Annotated in this window: 14 protein-coding genes and 1 pseudogene; 13 read left to right on the forward strand and 2 right to left on the reverse strand. The window is 40.8% G+C overall.

What is annotated here, in order from left to right; all coding sequences use genetic code 11:
• Positions 1 to 14 precede the first annotated feature (14 nt).
• The 7 genes from ACDZ28_RS24250 (at position 15) to ACDZ28_RS24280 (ending at position 4,330) form a co-directional block, all read left to right on the forward strand.
• On the forward strand, positions 15 to 203 hold the full coding sequence (locus ACDZ28_RS24250) for an alpha-L-rhamnosidase C-terminal domain-containing protein (protein WP_375102968.1): 189 nt from the start codon (positions 15 to 17) through the stop codon (positions 201 to 203).
• A gap of 480 nt (positions 204 to 683) precedes the next feature.
• Positions 684 to 830 carry a helix-turn-helix domain-containing protein gene (locus ACDZ28_RS24255; protein WP_375105407.1) on the forward strand — a complete coding sequence of 49 codons (147 nt, stop codon included), beginning with the start codon at positions 684 to 686 and terminating at the stop codon, positions 828 to 830.
• 69 nt (positions 831 to 899) lie between these two features.
• Entirely contained in the window at positions 900 to 1,196 is a 297-nt protein-coding gene (locus ACDZ28_RS24260; RefSeq protein ID WP_375105408.1) for a DUF3502 domain-containing protein, read from the forward strand.
• 158 nt (positions 1,197 to 1,354) lie between these two features.
• Positions 1,355 to 1,876, forward strand: coding sequence for an N-acetyltransferase (locus ACDZ28_RS24265; protein ID WP_341112937.1), 522 nt, complete (start codon positions 1,355 to 1,357; stop codon positions 1,874 to 1,876).
• A 302-nt stretch (positions 1,877 to 2,178) separates the two neighbouring features.
• Positions 2,179 to 3,396, forward strand: a complete 1,218-nt coding sequence (locus ACDZ28_RS24270) for an MFS transporter (protein ID WP_375102969.1) — start codon at positions 2,179 to 2,181, stop codon at positions 3,394 to 3,396.
• A gap of 21 nt (positions 3,397 to 3,417) precedes the next feature.
• The gene (locus ACDZ28_RS24275) at positions 3,418 to 3,777 is read left to right on the forward strand and encodes a GIY-YIG nuclease family protein (RefSeq protein ID WP_375102970.1); all 360 of its coding nucleotides are present in this window, start codon (positions 3,418 to 3,420) and stop codon (positions 3,775 to 3,777) included.
• 73 nt (positions 3,778 to 3,850) lie between these two features.
• Positions 3,851 to 4,330: a DUF6530 family protein gene (locus tag ACDZ28_RS24280; protein WP_042127831.1), complete on the forward strand. Its 480-nt coding sequence runs from the start codon at positions 3,851 to 3,853 to the stop codon at positions 4,328 to 4,330.
• 117 nt (positions 4,331 to 4,447) lie between these two features.
• On the opposite strand, the gene ACDZ28_RS24285 is transcribed toward ACDZ28_RS24280, so the two are convergent.
• Positions 4,448 to 5,068, reverse strand: a complete 621-nt coding sequence (locus tag ACDZ28_RS24285) for a hypothetical protein (protein WP_375105409.1) — start codon at positions 5,066 to 5,068, stop codon at positions 4,448 to 4,450.
• An 87-nt stretch (positions 5,069 to 5,155) separates the two neighbouring features.
• Positions 5,156 to 5,943: pseudogene (locus ACDZ28_RS24290) on the reverse strand (glycoside hydrolase family 43 protein); the annotation flags it as partial.
• Between the two features lie 173 nt (positions 5,944 to 6,116).
• Between ACDZ28_RS24290 and ACDZ28_RS24295 the strand changes: the two are divergent.
• From ACDZ28_RS24295 to ACDZ28_RS24320, 6 genes are all read left to right on the forward strand, one after another.
• Positions 6,117 to 7,025, forward strand: a complete 909-nt coding sequence (locus ACDZ28_RS24295) for a transcriptional regulator (RefSeq protein WP_076120897.1) — start codon at positions 6,117 to 6,119, stop codon at positions 7,023 to 7,025.
• Between the two features lie 133 nt (positions 7,026 to 7,158).
• Entirely contained in the window at positions 7,159 to 8,232 is a 1,074-nt protein-coding gene (locus ACDZ28_RS24300) for a phosphotransferase enzyme family protein (RefSeq protein WP_375102971.1), read from the forward strand.
• 28 nt (positions 8,233 to 8,260) lie between these two features.
• Complete coding sequence (locus ACDZ28_RS24305) at positions 8,261 to 9,178, forward strand: aminoglycoside phosphotransferase family protein (protein WP_375102972.1); 918 nt, start codon at positions 8,261 to 8,263, stop codon at positions 9,176 to 9,178.
• A gap of 256 nt (positions 9,179 to 9,434) precedes the next feature.
• Complete coding sequence (locus ACDZ28_RS24310) at positions 9,435 to 12,086, forward strand: discoidin domain-containing protein (protein WP_375102973.1); 2,652 nt, start codon at positions 9,435 to 9,437, stop codon at positions 12,084 to 12,086.
• Positions 12,087 to 12,328: 242 nt separating this feature from the next.
• Positions 12,329 to 14,941 carry a phosphoenolpyruvate synthase gene (ppsA, locus tag ACDZ28_RS24315; protein WP_375102974.1) on the forward strand — a complete coding sequence of 871 codons (2,613 nt, stop codon included), beginning with the start codon at positions 12,329 to 12,331 and terminating at the stop codon, positions 14,939 to 14,941.
• Between the two features lie 134 nt (positions 14,942 to 15,075).
• Positions 15,076 to 15,453 (forward strand): VOC family protein, encoded by a 378-nt coding sequence (locus ACDZ28_RS24320; RefSeq protein ID WP_375102975.1) that lies wholly within the window; start codon positions 15,076 to 15,078, stop codon positions 15,451 to 15,453.
• Positions 15,454 to 15,552 lie beyond the last annotated feature (99 nt).

Below are 15,552 nucleotides of genomic sequence, written 5' to 3' on the forward strand. Positions count from 1 at the left end.
GTTTGGCCACGTCGGTGAATGGAGAAGCAATCCGTAATCATTACTCCCCGGGTTCAGTGTGTGAATGGTTATTCGATACAGTTGGAGGCATACGTATATCTGGAGAAAATTCCTTTATTATTCAACCTGTACCTGGAGGTACTTTAATTTATGCCATTGCGAAATATGTCAGCATATATGGAACTGTAACTAGCAAATGGTGAAACACATATTGTAACCTGCGGAACATTTATTTATGAGATATAAAAACGCGTTTGGAATTGATATTTAATAATGTTAATAATAAATCACCTAAAGAATCGATACTCTTACCGGGAAAGCTTAAAAGGCATTTTGATAATACGAGCAAGTATACTTATGTGTGGCTTCCAGTTGAATGGCAGGGCGATAAGCCGGTAATATACTGGCGTAATGAATGGAGGCTAGAAGTTTATAAAGTAACTCTTTTATTGTGTGGCTGCATAGGACCGTTTGTTGAACCTTGGTTCTGACATGCGGCCTTATTTTTTACTTCGTGTTATATTACATAACATCTATTTTCATCTGTTTGAAGAAATTACATTACAGCAGCTATCGGATGTGTCCAGACTCAATCCAAACTATTTATCACAGCTCTTCAAGAAGAGTTAGGGTTGACTCTGATGAATTTCATTCAAAGAGAACGTATAGAATAAGCCAAAAAACTGTTAGATCTTTCAAATGATATAATCTCATCGATTGGTTCGCGACTTACTTTTTATGACCAAGCGCATTTCATCAAAGTATTCAAGAAGCATGTGGGTGTAACACCAAAGCAGTATAGGAATCGAAGTGTAAGAGTAAATACATGAAATTAGATAACTACTGACAAATCAGGACAGTACGCGCCAGGTGTTGCTTGGGAGCTGGGTAATCAATTCCTGAACTATGTCTGGAACTCAGAGGCAACAGACAAGTGGGAGCAATTCAAAAAATTCAATGAAGGCGCCAAATCGTCACCGGCCCTTGGCTTCACATTTGACAGCGAACCAGTCAAATCAGAGGTGGGGGCACTTGCAAACGTTTTAAGAGAATATCAAAAAATGCTTGAGACGGGGTCGGTCGATCTGGACAAAGAGTTGCCTAAATATATCGTAGCCCAAAAATCAGCCGGCCTCGACAAAGTCATCGCTGAGAAGCAAAAACAGCTTAACGAATTCCTTGCTAGCCAGAAATAATCTCACAAGTATACAAATAAAAGTCCCAGTGGATGCTTTTTTTGACATGCTCTTTCTCTTAAAGTATGCTTTATACATCTAATTCAAGCATAGGAGTGGATATAGTCTATTGACTGTATTCACTTTTTTCTTTGTCATTACTATGAGGAGGTTAATTCATGGACATAATCATTAGACAAGAAAAAATTGAAGATAATAACGAAGTGTACCATGTAGTCCAAAAAGCATTTGAGAAGGCAGATTACTCAGACCATGATGAACACAACTTAATAAATAGACTTAGAACATCAGCGAAGTTTATTCCGGAGTTGTCACTTGTAGCTGAATACGATAATGAAATCGTAGGACATATTCTTTTTACAGAGATAAAAGTGGGGGACCAGACTCTGATTGCGCTAGCACCTGTTGCTGTATTACCAGAAATGCAAAGCAAGGGTATAGGGAAGCTGCTCATTACTGAAGGGCACAGAATCGCAAAACAGCTTGGCTATAAGGGCGCTGTTGTTTTAGGTCATGATAAGTATTATCCGAAGTTTGGTTATACAAAGGCTAGTCAATATGGAATAGAGGCACCCTTTGAAGTTTCTGACGATAATTTCATGGCCGTTGAGCTTGTAGATGGCGGTCTTTCAGATGTCCATGGTGTTGTAGAATATGCTAAAGAATTTTTTGAAAAATAGATTAAAGTGCTCCTATGGAGAAGGAAACCCAGTCATTTTTAACGACTTTGGGTTTCCTTTTTTAGATTTAGGCAAGTGACGTTCCTTAAAAACTTAAATCGAATATCGAAAACGACTTGACGAACGATAATATCCTGTTTAAACTGAAGCAGTGATTTAGTGAATTAGTAAATTATAAAATCAGTAAATTAGTAATTGGAGTGAGGCAATGAAAATAACCACAACGTTAAAGTATAAACCGGTTGTCATGTCAGGAAGTTTCGAAAAGGTGTGAAAATCTGTAAAGGATAAGGGGTATAAAAATGTTTTCCAATTGTTATGTTCGGACAGTTATTCTCTCCCGTATGTTGTTGCAGCTCGGAATATGGATACGGAATTATGCCGTCCTTCTTTATGTTTCTGAATTGACAAATAATAATCCGGTAGATGTATCTTTGATATCGGTTGCTGAATTTGCACCGATCTTTATATTTGGTCTGATTGGAGGGACCTTTGCTGACCGATGGCGACCGAAGAGAACCATGGTATGGAGCGATTTGTTATCTGGCTTGTCCGTCGGGGTAGTGCTGATTTCGGTTATGAATGGCGGATGGGTTGCACTTCTCATCGGATCATTCGTGTCAGCAAGTTTATCTCAATTTTCTCAGCCTTCGGCCATGAAACTGTATAAGAGACATGTACCAGCTGAACAACTGCAGGGGGTTATGGCTATGTCCCAAACACTTGTCGCTGTCTTTACAGTTTTGGGACCCGTTATCGGTACGTTTATTTTTATAATGTTTGGAATTAAAGTATCTCTAATTCTGACAGCCGTAATGTTTCTGGGATCCTCGCTTATATTGTCGTCCCTTCCACGGGATGAAGAGGAACCGAAGTCTGGAAAAGCCAGCGGGTTCATCAATGAGTTAACGGCTGGCTTACGTTATATTGGTTCGAGTAAACCCTTAAGAACACTTAGTTTAACTTTCTCGGCTGTGGGATTGGCATCAGGACTAACTCAGCCGCTTCAAATCTTCCTAGTCATCGAAAATTTGGATAAGGACAAACAATTTCTGCAGTGGCTCGTGATGGCTAATGGAGCATCCATGTTAGTAGGCGGAGCTGCCATAATCGCGATAGCCAAAAAAGTAAGACCACAGCTACTGCTGTTGATAGGCTTGCTCGTCAATGCCGTCTGTACGGTTGGAATGGGTACGTCTAAGGAAATATGGCTGACGATTATTTTTTTAGTGATCAGTGGTTTGTTTTATCCTTGTATTCAAGGGGGGATTCAAACACTTCTTGTGCGGAATAGCGAAGGCGCTTTTATTGGACGGGTTTCGGGAGCGATAATGCCTATTTTTATGGGAATGATGGTCGTTGGCATGTTCATTTCCGGCTACCTAAAGGATACGTTCTCCCTAATGGGTGTATTTATGACGAGTGGTGTTTTTGTGGTTATCGGTGCGCTTTTTCTGCTTCCCATTGTTGTTAAGAAAAGAAGTAAGAGTGAGCATAATCATTCCATGAATATTCAATAACTACGATAAGGAGAGAATGAAATGGATATGAATAAACGCAAAGAGCTGATCGAGGAGTACAAACAAATTAAGATTTATATGGGTGTTGCTCAAATCAAAAACCAAATCAACGGCAAAATCTTTATCGACAGCTATCCTAATTTGAAAAACAAATGGCTTACCCTGCAAATGCAGCTGGATTCAGGGAGATTTGCAAATGCCCAGCTCCAGAAGGATTGGAAAGAATTTGGTGCCGATGCGTTCACGTATGAGGTACTGGAACAGAAGGAAATAGATAAGGTAACTGATATGCGCTGGGAACGGAAGAAAATTCTAAAACCATGGTTAGAGAAGTTACAGCCATACGGAGATAGAGGATATAATAAACCACGAATTGACTAACTAGTAAATCCAAGCTAAGATGAAACCGTCGTTTAGTAAATTAGTAAAATAGTAACTGGAGGAAGAAAATAATATGAAAATACCTACAACTTTAAAACATAAACCTGTTGTTGTATCGGAAAATTATGAGCAGGTTGACGGCCGATTGGCAGGAAATACGGATGCAAAAGGTCTTTCTCTTGGATTGGCCCAGTGGAACGATAGAGGAAAAGTCGATATATCGGCTAAGGTATGGAGATATACTGGAGAAAAATGGTCCAGACAATCGGAGGAGCTCCCTCTCCATCGTGTTCTTGATTTGTCCATTCTGATTTGTCGGTCTTTGGAACATTTTCGGGAAGCGTATCGATATGAGAATTTATATGACACTGAGCAGCCTATAATTGATCGAATTGGCTTGCAAGGGGATGCCATGACCGTAGGAATCTGTACGGACAATGAGCGAATTAATGAAGATATTAAACTGTTCAGTCAAGCGCTGAGCGATGATGATGAAATGATCGGTGAGCGTCTGAGCACGTTATCCAAAATATTAAAGGATATGGGATATTAATTAGGAAGTGGCAGTCAATCGGGGGAAAGCAGCCTTCGTGACTGCCACTTTTATTCATTTTTCAATCATCTTTAGGTGTTCTTGCCAGTGTCATTATAAGATCGCTCAAAGTGAAATTTAAGAATAACTACAGCTAAATTTTGTGAATGTCGCATTAGAATCTTGGCTATCTCCAGTGGCGTACAAACCAATCAGCACACCTGTGAACCCTCCAGCTATTTCTGAGGAGAGATATCTGGTTTGCGCAGAACCAAGTAAGGTCTCAGTAGCGTCTACCTGCATGTAGAAGTGATAATGCGTTGGGGTGCTTTTAATGACTAATGAGGCATGGTTGCATTGGCCTATATTTAATATTTTTTCAATTGATTTGATATCTCCGATATTCAGCCGTTCTATGATCTCGTAACCCTCTAGATGCTTACGCAAGGCCAAATCATAATGATGATTTTCGTCCATGTAAAGCGTAATTCCAGCCTCACCGCTCGTAAGGCTGACTTCGCACGAAATATCTGCGTTAAAATCTTTTTGACGAATACCAATAAATGTCGGGGAGGCCGGGATATCTAATGTAACTTCAGTACCTTTAAGCTTTACTTTATCAGTATCTAACTGATAACTTTCTGTCATTGGATGTCGCAGGTAACACCAGTCCAGATGCCATTCTGTGTTCTCGAACGTAAAGTCTTTTTTCTCCTGCTGAATGATTCTGTCCGCGATACGATCAGTCTCGAAACTCATAAGAGTGGTACCTTCATGCCCTGCTGTAAACCATCCCTCCTCGCCAAAGGTAATCGGAGTTAGAAAAACCTCTCGTCCCAAATGGTGATACGTTAGATACTGACCAGTCTGCCGGAATCCAAGATGAAAGAGCCACCAATTTCCTTCATGGTCTTGCACCAGATCTCCGTGGCCAACGCCCTGGAGCTCGTAACCGCCCAAATTGCGATTAGTCAATACGGGGTTATGTGCATAGGCAGTGAATGGGCCAGTTGGAGAATCACCCCTTGCATATGTTTCCATGTGACCATATTCGGTTCCACCCTCAGCTGCTAGAAGATAATATCGTCCATTTATTTTATATAAATGAGGACTCTCCAAATAACGTCCGCCGGATCCTTGCCAGATTGTACGGCTTGGTGTCAGCTTCTGCCCGGTTTCAATTTCGATTTCACATTGAACAATACCACTCACATCATAATCGTCTATTCCATTGCTCATGAAATAGGTTTTACCATCTTCAAAATACAAATCCGGATCAATTCCGCCTTGATCGACACTAATCGGATCAGACCATTCGCCGTAAATATTGTCAGTCCATACATAGAAGTTTTGGCGCATAGTGTCATTCGTAGTCGTCATGTAGAATCGGCCATTATTGTAACGCAGGGTGGGAGCGAATACACCACCAGAGCTACCCACAGTTTCCAGTTGAATCTGGCTTTTCCGGGTTAAGCAATGACCGATTTGCGTCCAATTCACCAGATCTTTGCTCTCAAAATCGGTACACCGGGAAAATACTGAAAGGAACTGCAGATCAAATAATAAGTGTCGTTAACTTTGCAAACGCTCGGATCAGGATAGAAGCCTTTAATAACCGGATTATTGTATTTCAATTCTCCACCTCATTAATAAATTCATATATATAAGAATTCAAACTGATTAACTACTAAGAAAATTAAACACTATTACTCAAGTGTTTTCAATAAATCGGGGTTAATGAGGTACACTAAATTTATTAAATTAATATATATATAATTTCAATAATTATAGTCAGGGGATTATGATAATGATTAAAGCGAACGGCGAAACAAAATTCATAGCTTTGTATGAAGCACTTGCAAGTGAAGTCAGATGGAGAATTATGAGCCTCATCGCTGATAATGAAATGAATGTAAAGGAGATCGCGGCTAAGCTAGAGCTTAGCCCCTCCATAGTCACCATGCATATCCGAAAGCTGGAACAAGCCGGTCTGACCGGCAGTCACAGGGTACGCCTAAACGGAGGAACGCACAAAATGTGTTTCCTTAAACAAAAAAGAGTTGAAATTGATCTGCCAATTGCTAGTCAATCCCCGAGGATCAGAGAGCAGACCTTATCAGTCGGTCATTATACCTCGTTTAATGTCCATCCTACCTGTGGGCTTGGTACCCAAGAACAAGAAATTGGGGTTTGGGATGACCCTCGCTACTTTCTCGATCCTGAGCGGGTCAACGCCGGTATTTTGTGGTTCGGGAGAGGTTACGTCGAGTACAAAACACCTAACTATCTGTTTCCTGATCAAACTCCCGAGGCTATTGAAATTTCAATGGAAATCGCTTCTGAAGCGCCAGGCTTGAGAGATGATTGTCCGTCGGATATTGAATTCCTTTTCAACGGTGTGTCACTTGGAACCTGGACCAGCCCAGCAGACTTCGGAAGAGCTGCGCGAGGCATTTATACTCCAGAATGGTGGCATCGAAATGTAAATCAATACGGATTATTAAAGAAGATCCGGATTGACGCGAATGGCACATATATTGATAAAGAACGGATGTCTGACGTAACTATCGCAGATATTATGCTCCGAGAACAATTCTGGACACTTCGTTTTGCGGTTGACGAGCAGGCTAAAAATGTTGGTGGATTAACACTCTATGGGGCTGGGTTCGGCAATCATGATCAGGATATTTTAATTCGTGTATATCTAAATAGCTAAAGTGATATTCCATTTAATTAAAAACTTGAACTGATGAAGCAGCATAATTTAATTATAATTGTTTTTACTATCCAGTTTATCACTAGAGACTGGTAAGCTATACATAAATTGATCGGACTAAAGGAGAGATTTTTTGACAAATAATGAGGTTATTGAAATTGCTGATGTGTATTTACTACCATTGATATCGGAGTTGTACGAGTTGAATGGTTATGAAATTCAGCCCATTCCGGCACATGATGGAGGGCGTAATGTCGTTTATACTTGTGAAAAGGAAGGTACTGACGCCAAAATACTCAGAATCGCCTTCCTAAATGACAGAAGCCGGGAAGATTTTTTAGGTGAAGTTGAGTATGTTAGGTATTTATTTGAACATGGCGGAAGTGTCTCGGATGTAGTCAACTCCCTAAAGGGGAATCTGCTGGAAGAGATTATTCATAATAATCATACTTTTTTTATCTGCCTATTTAATAAGGCTAAGGGGAAAATGCTTGTAGAAAATAATTATCGGTACCGGGAAGAAGCTCCAATTACAGAATATTATTATAACTGTGGTAAAGTTCTAGGGAAAATACATGAATTGTCGAAAGGATATACTCCTGTTCATCGTCGGCATAGTTTTTTTGACAGATTTAATGCCGAATATATTGATAAATTGATACCTGACTCCTTATCTCTCCTTAAAGAGAGATTGGTAAAGCTTCTTAAAACTTTAGATGAATTGGACAGGAACCTTGAGTCATTCGGTTTGATCCATTTTGATTACAATGATGGGAATTATTCGATAGATTTTGATACTGGACAAATCACTGTGTATGATTTCGATAATTCATGTTTCTGTTGGTATATGTTTGATCTGGCAGGTCTCTGGACACAGGGCGTGGGATGGACACAATTCGAACCAGATGCTGTTAAACGAAAGAAGTTCATGAATGATTATTTTGAAGTAGTCCTTAAAGGATACAGATCTGAGACCGGGGTCGATCAGTCAATGTTGGATAAGCTCTCCTTATTCATCCAAGTGACGCTCATGGAGAATATTGTAGATGCATTCGAGGTAATGAGGAACAATGGTGTAGTACCCACATGTGATGAGGAATTATCCTATCGCATAAAATGCATGGAAGACGACATTCCGTTTATGGGGTTTTTCGATGACATTTACTCGTGTGAAGAACCATTTGAATATGAGGAAAGAGAAATTTAGTCTCTAATTTATAGGAGTTGAAGCTACGGTGACTTACGCGAAGCCAAAATTGGCCATGAGTGAAATTGAAAAAGTATTAGAGAACCATCTTAGACCAGGTGCAGTTGAGATTACACCTCTTTCCGGTGGTAATATAAGCAACGTGTTTTCTTTTATCCTTGAAGGGAAAGGATATGTAGTTAAATTCAGCGATCTGGCAGGAGCGTATGAAACAGAAAACTATGTATCGAATCTGCTATCAAGTCAGAACATCCCTTTCCCGAAATGTTTGGCTTTAGGAAAAACTAGTCAGATAACCTATTTAATCATGGAACGAATGGAAGGTCGCAACCTATCCGATTACACGGCAGAGGAGCAAACCCTTCACTTGCCTGAAATTATCAGCATTTTGACAAGAATGGGAGCAGCGGATATTGGGGCAACTAACGGATATGGGTGGATCGGTGCTGATGGCAACGGGGGCTATTCTTCTTGGAAAGACTTTATTGTTGCAGTAAATGCTGAGGATCAAACGGGAACGTTCTGGGAGAATTGGTATGATCTCTTCCATACGTCTTGCTTGGAGAAGGGTGTATACGAAGAAATTTACAGTCGGTTGATGGATTACGTACCCTATAATGAATCAAATAGAAGCTTTATACACGGAGATTTTCAGCAGTGGAATATTTTGTCCGATGGAACACGAATTACCGGCATCATCGATGGGAATTGCATGTACGGTGATTGTCTCATAGACCTTGCGATTCTCGATCGGCATATGCCATGGAGTGATGTTATTAAGTTGTATCAAGACTATCAAGAAAAGAACGGAGTAGAAACTCCTAATTTTAAAGAGCGGTTAATGGGAGCCTATTATTTCAAGGGACTTGATGGACTTCGATTCTACGCAAAAATGGGATGGAATGACGCTTATCAGAACACAAGACAGTTTCTTTTAAACTTGTAGGTTGTAGAGCTGGGAGACTAATTGATTAAATTTGGAAATCGTAATTCTAATGATACTAAAAGATTGAGAGCACCCGTTTGTTTAAATGGGGGCTCTTTTTATTTATAGAGGCCAAGAATATGGTCGTACTCTAGCTTCAGGTTTACAACCTGTAATAAGTGCACCTGGACTTGTCATTAATCCACTATCTACAGCTTTGTCCAACTTGTTAAAATGTAAGCGCAACCATATTATCTATTGATTGGAGGAGTATGGCATGAAAAAGATTGGTGCAGGTTTTATATTCTTATTGGTGATGTGCGCAGCAATATCTACAACAGCTTTCGCTAAACAGCCTTATTCATCCTACTGGTTTCCAGAGCAATTGCTTCAGTGGAGTCCTGCATCCGATCCGGATGCGGCATTCAACCGGAGCACAATCCCGCTGCAAGATCGATTTGTGACAGATGGTGTCAACTCCCATGCGACCAAAGCGCCGAAAGTTATGGCCTTATCAGCTCTGAACTCAGGAACAAGTGGTGTGCCATCACAAGGTTCGGACAAATTTGAGGCTAACACGTTCTCCTATTGGCAGTATGTTGACAAGCTGGTTTACTGGGGCGGATCAGCTGGAGAAGGGATCATTGTACCTCCAAGCGCGGATACTATCGACGCAGCTCATAGGAATGGCGTACCGATCATCGGAACGGTATTCTTCCCACCTACCGTGTATGGAGGGAAATTTGAATGGGTGGAGCAAATGCTTCAACAGAACAGTGACGGCTCGTTTCCTGCTGCAGACAAGCTGATCCAGGTTGCGAACTATTATGGATTTGACGGCTGGTTCATTAATCAGGAGACCGAAGGTGGTGTGCCGGCTGATGCACAGAAAATGAAGGCTTTCCTAAGTTATCTAGAGTCGCACAAGTCGGAGTCTATGCAAATCGTATGGTACGACTCTATGACTAAGGAGGGCAGTATCAGTTGGCAGAACGCACTAAATGACAAGAATGCGATGTTCCTACAGGAAGATAATAAGAAAATTACAGACAGTATGTTCCTAAACTTTTGGTGGAAGGATCTTAAAAGCTCCGCAGAGAAGGCCAAAAGCTTGGGAAGAACTCCATATGATCTGTATGCAGGGATCGATGTTGAAGCCAAGGGCTACGATACAAATGTGAACTGGAATCTACTGTATCCAGATGGCAAGCCTGCCGTCACTTCCCTTGGTATTTATCGCCCAGACTGGGCTTTTAACAGTGCAGAGAGTATGGAGGATTTCTTCGTACGTGAGAACAAATTCTGGGTGGGGCCAAACGGGAACCCGGGGAACACCGTGAGCGATCAGGCATGGAAAGGGATCGCGAATGATGTGGTAGAATCCTCCCCAGTAAATAAGCTGCATTTCATCACCAACTTCAATACAGGAAGCGGACAGAAATTTTATGTCCGAGGGCAGCAGGTACGAGATAAGGGATGGAATAACCGAAGCTTGCAAGATATCCTGCCTACATGGCGCTGGATCGCAGACAGCAAAGGAACAGCACTTACTCCGAGGCTTGATTGGTCCGATGCATATTATGGCGGTAGCTCTCTGAAGGTATCAGGTGAACTGAGCCACAACAATGCCACACATTTGAAGCTCTACAAGACAGACCTGAAAATTGAAGCAAGTACAAAGCTATCGATTACGTATAAAACGCCGAACAAGCCAAGTCTAAAGGTTGGTCTCGCTTTCGCAGACCATCCCGACCAATTTGTCTTCCTTAACGTGAAGGATAAAGCTTCGTCAGGCTGGACTACCGAAACTTTGAATTTGACCCCATATAAAGGAAAACGTATCGTTGCGTTGTCACTGTACTTTGATACCAAGGATACGATCAGTAATTATAGCATTCAAATTGGCCAGCTCTCCATCCAGAATACTAATGATTCAATTAAAGCACTGCCGGCAGTTCGCGAGCTTAAGGTCACTCAATCCGATTTCCGTAATGGAATTTACGGAGATGCTAGATTACAGTGGAAACCGCTTGATCAACAGGTGAAGCAATATGAAATCTATCGTGTACTGCCAGATGGCAGAGAAGTGCTGATGGGTGCAACAACGAATCATGTGTTCTATGTTCCTGAAATGAGCAGAATAGACAAGGAAACGGTCACAGAATTGAAGGTCGTTGCGATCAATGCAAGATACGAGCAAGGTCAGTCCTCCAGCGTCAAGATCAGTTGGCCGGCTTATCCGAAGCCAATTGCTGGGTTCAAGGCTGATCGGACCCTGGTGGCACCAGGTGAGAGTGTAAACTTCATTGACTTATCGACGGAAGTAACAGAAGGATGGTCATGGAATTTCGAAAGCGGAAGCCCAGCTGTGAGTACATCGAAGAACCCTGCTGTAACGTTCAATCAGGAAGGCGTGTATAGCGTGACACTGACTGCAACTAACAGCGCGGGGCAAGATACCATTACGAAACAGGCGCTCATCACAGTAAGCAAAGAAGCTGGAGCGGTGAAGAATTTAGCACTTGGAAAAATTGCAACGGCTGATCATGCATGCGGAGATAAGGAAGGAGCAACGAACGCCGTAGACGGCAAAGTTACGGATAACAGCAAATGGTGCGCACTTGGAAATCTGCCTCATTGGCTTCAGGTCGATCTCGGAGCAGAGCATCAAATTAGCACTTTTATCATCAAGCATGCACAGAGCGGAGGAGAATGGTCCGGGTTTAATACGAGCGATTATACCATTCAGGTGAGTATTGACGGAACGAATTGGACGGATGTCGTCAACGTTCAAGGAAACTCGGCAGCCGAGTCAACAGACGCGATCGCGTTGGTGAAAGCACGCTATGTAAAATTAATAATCCTTAAACCCACGCAGGGAGCCGATACGGCGGCGCGAATCTATGAGTTTGAAGTCCATGGGTTATAGATCCAATGTAAAAGATGGAGTATAGTCCGAGTGTTGGTTATTGATTACTGGAATCAAAAAAAGAACCTGAGTCGTTTATCAGGTTCTTTAATATTGCATATGAACAGACACGATGATATAATCATAACACGTCTTTATATTATTTAATAGACAAAGTTAATGCATCTTACATTAATAATGTACCATGCCGGTAAACTCTTGTCAAATGTTTTTTTCTAAATTTGATAGATAGGAGAGATTGAATGAGTTCTTTAGTTCTTGGGTTTCAGGAAATAGATCATACGCAGCTTTCGCTTGTTGGTGGAAAAGGGTTGAATTTAGGGAGATTATCAACTATCGAAGGAATAAATGTACCAGAAGGATTTTGTGTTACAACAGCGGGCTACCAAAAAGCTATCGAAAAGAACGAAAAGTATCATACTTTATTAGATCAACTATCCATGCTAAACGTAAACGATCGAGCGCAAATTGGTGAAATCAGTAGGAAAATTCGAGAACTTCTTATGGAAGTAGAAATTCCTTCAGATGTTGTGACAGCAGTTACTCACTATCTTTCCCAACTTGGTGAAGAACAGGCTTACGCAGTACGTTCTAGTGCAACCGCTGAGGATTTACCACATACCTCTTTTGCCGGTCAACAGGACACCTATTTAAATATCATCGGACGAGAAGCAATCATGCAGCATATAAGCAAATGTTGGGCGTCTCTATTTACGGATCGCGCAGTAATCTACCGAATACAAAATGGTTTTGATCACAGACAAGTTTATTTATCCGTTATTGTTCAAAAGATGGTTTTTCCACAGGTATCAGGAATTATATTCACCGCTGATCCAATGACCTCTAATCGAAAGTTGCTATCCATTAATGCCAGTTTTGGGCTCGGTGAAGCTCTGGTTTCCGGCTTGGTATCTGCCGATTGTTATAAAGTATACGAAGAGAAACTCGTTGATACGATGATAGCAACCAAAAAAATAGCTATCTATGGCATAAAAGAAGGTGGAACAGAAACCCGGAAAATCGATCTCGAACAGCAAAAGTCTCAAACACTTACAGAACAACAAGTTTTACAACTGGCACGAATAGGTAGAGCGATTGAAGCTTATTTTGGTTGCCCGCAAGATATAGAATGGTGTTTGGATCATGATACTTTTTATATTGTTCAAAGTCGACCAATCACTACTTTATACCCGATCCCTGAAGTAAATGATCAAGAAAAACACGTTTACGTATCTGTTGGTCATCAACAAATGATGACGGATCCCATGAAACCACTAGGATTGTCTTTTTACCTGTTAATAACTCCTGCACCTATGCGTAAAGCCGGCGGAAGGTTGTTTGTTGATGTTGCACATATGCTGGCTTCACCTGCCAAAAGAGAAACTTTCATAAATACCCTTGGAAAATCCGATCCGCTCATAAAAGATGCATTTATAACCCTAATAGAACGAGAATATATAAAATCGATACCAGATGATAAAAAAGAACGGAGTCCCGATAATAGCAGTAAAGATAGGTCGTCAGAAGTTTTTCAAGCCCTAATCGAAAATGATCCGGCAATTGTTTCTGATTTGATTAAGAACAGTCAAACATCGATAGAAGAATTAAAACAAAACATCCGAACAAAATCAGGAGCAGATTTATTTGATTTTATTCTCGAAGATCTCCAGGAATTAAAGAAGTTCTTATCTAACCCACAAAGTACAAAGGTTTTTATGACTGCTATGAACGCTTCGTCATGGATCAATGAAAAAATGTACGAGTGGTTAGGTGAAAAAAACGCAGCAGATACGCTATCTCAATCTGTACCCAACAACATTACTTCGGAAATGGGTCTAGCGCTATTGGATGTTGCAGATGTGATTCGTCCTTACCCGAAAATAATTGATTATTTACAACATGTAAAAGATGATGATTTTTTGGATGAACTGGTTAAGTTTGAGGGTGGACGGGAGACTCAAGACGCTATTTATGCATATCTCAACAAGTATGGGATGCGATGTGCCGGTGAAATCGATATTTCGAGAACCCGTTGGAGCGAAAAACCAATTACACTTCTGCCCATGATTCTCAATAATATCAAAAACTTTGCGCCAAATGCTGGCAAACGGAAATTTGAGCAAGGACGACAGGAAGCTTTGGGAAAAGAACAAGAGTTGTTAGATCGATTGAAGCAATTACCGGATGGTGAACAAAAAGCTGAAGAGACCAAACGAGTGATCAGTTTAATCCGGAATTTCATCGGTTATCGTGAGTATCCAAAATACGGTATGATTAATCGCTATTTCGTTTACAAACAGGCATTACTGAAAGAAGCCGAACAACTAGTAGAAGCGGGAATTATTCATGAAAAAGAAGATATATTTTATCTCTATTTTGAAGAACTTCACGAAGTCGCACGCACAAATAAACTGGATTATCAGATCATCAGTAAACGAAAAGACGATTACAATTTTTTTGAAAAACTAACTCCGCCACGTGTAATCACTTCTGATGGTGAAATCATTACGGGTAAGTACAACCGAGAAAATCTGCCAGCCCAAGCGATTGTAGGTCTACCTGTTTCTGCCGGAGTTATAGAGGGACGAGCACGTGTCATCTTAAACATGGAAGAGGCAGATCTGGAAGATGGAGATATATTAGTCACCGCTTTTACTGACCCTGGTTGGACATCATTGTTTGTATCCATTAAAGGCTTGGTCACCGAAGTTGGCGGACTGATGACCCATGGAGCGGTTATCGCTCGTGAATATGGCTTACCGGCTGTTGTGGGAGTAGAAGACGCTACCAAGCTGATAAAAGACGGGCAGCGAATTCGTGTGAATGGCACTGAAGGGTACATTGAATTATTGTAGAAATATTTATATAAAAATTTTTATCGATGTTCTCTTTCGCATATCTAAATTTCGGTTTAATGTAGGAAAAGGAAGTAAATGATATGGGGATATGGACAACCTCATAAATTCTTCAACTAAGGAGAGTATAAATTATGATTAATAAAATGGGTCAAGTAATGTTATATGTAAATAATCAAGAAGAATCCAAAGATTTCTGGACAGAGAAGCTAGGGTTTGAGGTGATTTTGGACGAAACAAATGGCCCTATGAGATTTATCGAGCTTGCTCCGAAAGGTGCAGCTACTAGCATTGTTCTTCATAATAAAGAGTTGGTTGCCCAAATGAATCCTGAAATGAATCTCGGAACACCTTCTATAATGTTCTTTTCAGATCATTTTGATCAATTGAATCGAGAGTTGAAGAACAAAAATGTTACGGTAGGAGATATTTTAGAAATTCCCGGTGGAAGAGTATTCAATTTCGCTGACAGTGAAAATAACTACTTTGCTGTAATGGAAAAAGGACAATAAATAATAGTGAGCCATGCAATAAAGCTATAGTTAAATAAGTTACGTCAGCAGCTAATCCAAATGATTAGCTGCTTTTTTATTCCCAGATTGGGCGTTAAA

This window comes from Paenibacillus sp. RS8 (assembly GCF_041956825.1).
Classification (GTDB): domain Bacteria; phylum Bacillota; class Bacilli; order Paenibacillales; family Paenibacillaceae; genus Paenibacillus_AQ.

What these genes read in the sequence shown, in the direction of transcription:
- ACDZ28_RS24275 (WP_375102970.1), top strand. Translation starts at nt 3,418, where the DNA reads ATGGATATGAATAAACGCAAAGAGCTGATCGAGGAGTACAAACAAATT.
- ACDZ28_RS24270 (WP_375102969.1), top strand. Translation starts at nt 2,179, where the DNA reads ATGTTTTCCAATTGTTATGTTCGGACAGTTATTCTCTCCCGTATGTTG.
- ACDZ28_RS24280 (WP_042127831.1), top strand. Translation starts at nt 3,851, where the DNA reads ATGAAAATACCTACAACTTTAAAACATAAACCTGTTGTTGTATCGGAA.
- ACDZ28_RS24285 (WP_375105409.1), bottom strand. Translation starts at nt 5,068, where the DNA reads ATGAGTTTCGAGACTGATCGTATCGCGGACAGAATCATTCAGCAGGAG.
- ACDZ28_RS24265 (WP_341112937.1), top strand. Translation starts at nt 1,355, where the DNA reads ATGGACATAATCATTAGACAAGAAAAAATTGAAGATAATAACGAAGTG.
- ppsA (WP_375102974.1), top strand. Translation starts at nt 12,329, where the DNA reads ATGAGTTCTTTAGTTCTTGGGTTTCAGGAAATAGATCATACGCAGCTT.
- ACDZ28_RS24295 (WP_076120897.1), top strand. Translation starts at nt 6,117, where the DNA reads ATGATTAAAGCGAACGGCGAAACAAAATTCATAGCTTTGTATGAAGCA.
- ACDZ28_RS24320 (WP_375102975.1), top strand. Translation starts at nt 15,076, where the DNA reads ATGATTAATAAAATGGGTCAAGTAATGTTATATGTAAATAATCAAGAA.
- ACDZ28_RS24310 (WP_375102973.1), top strand. Translation starts at nt 9,435, where the DNA reads ATGAAAAAGATTGGTGCAGGTTTTATATTCTTATTGGTGATGTGCGCA.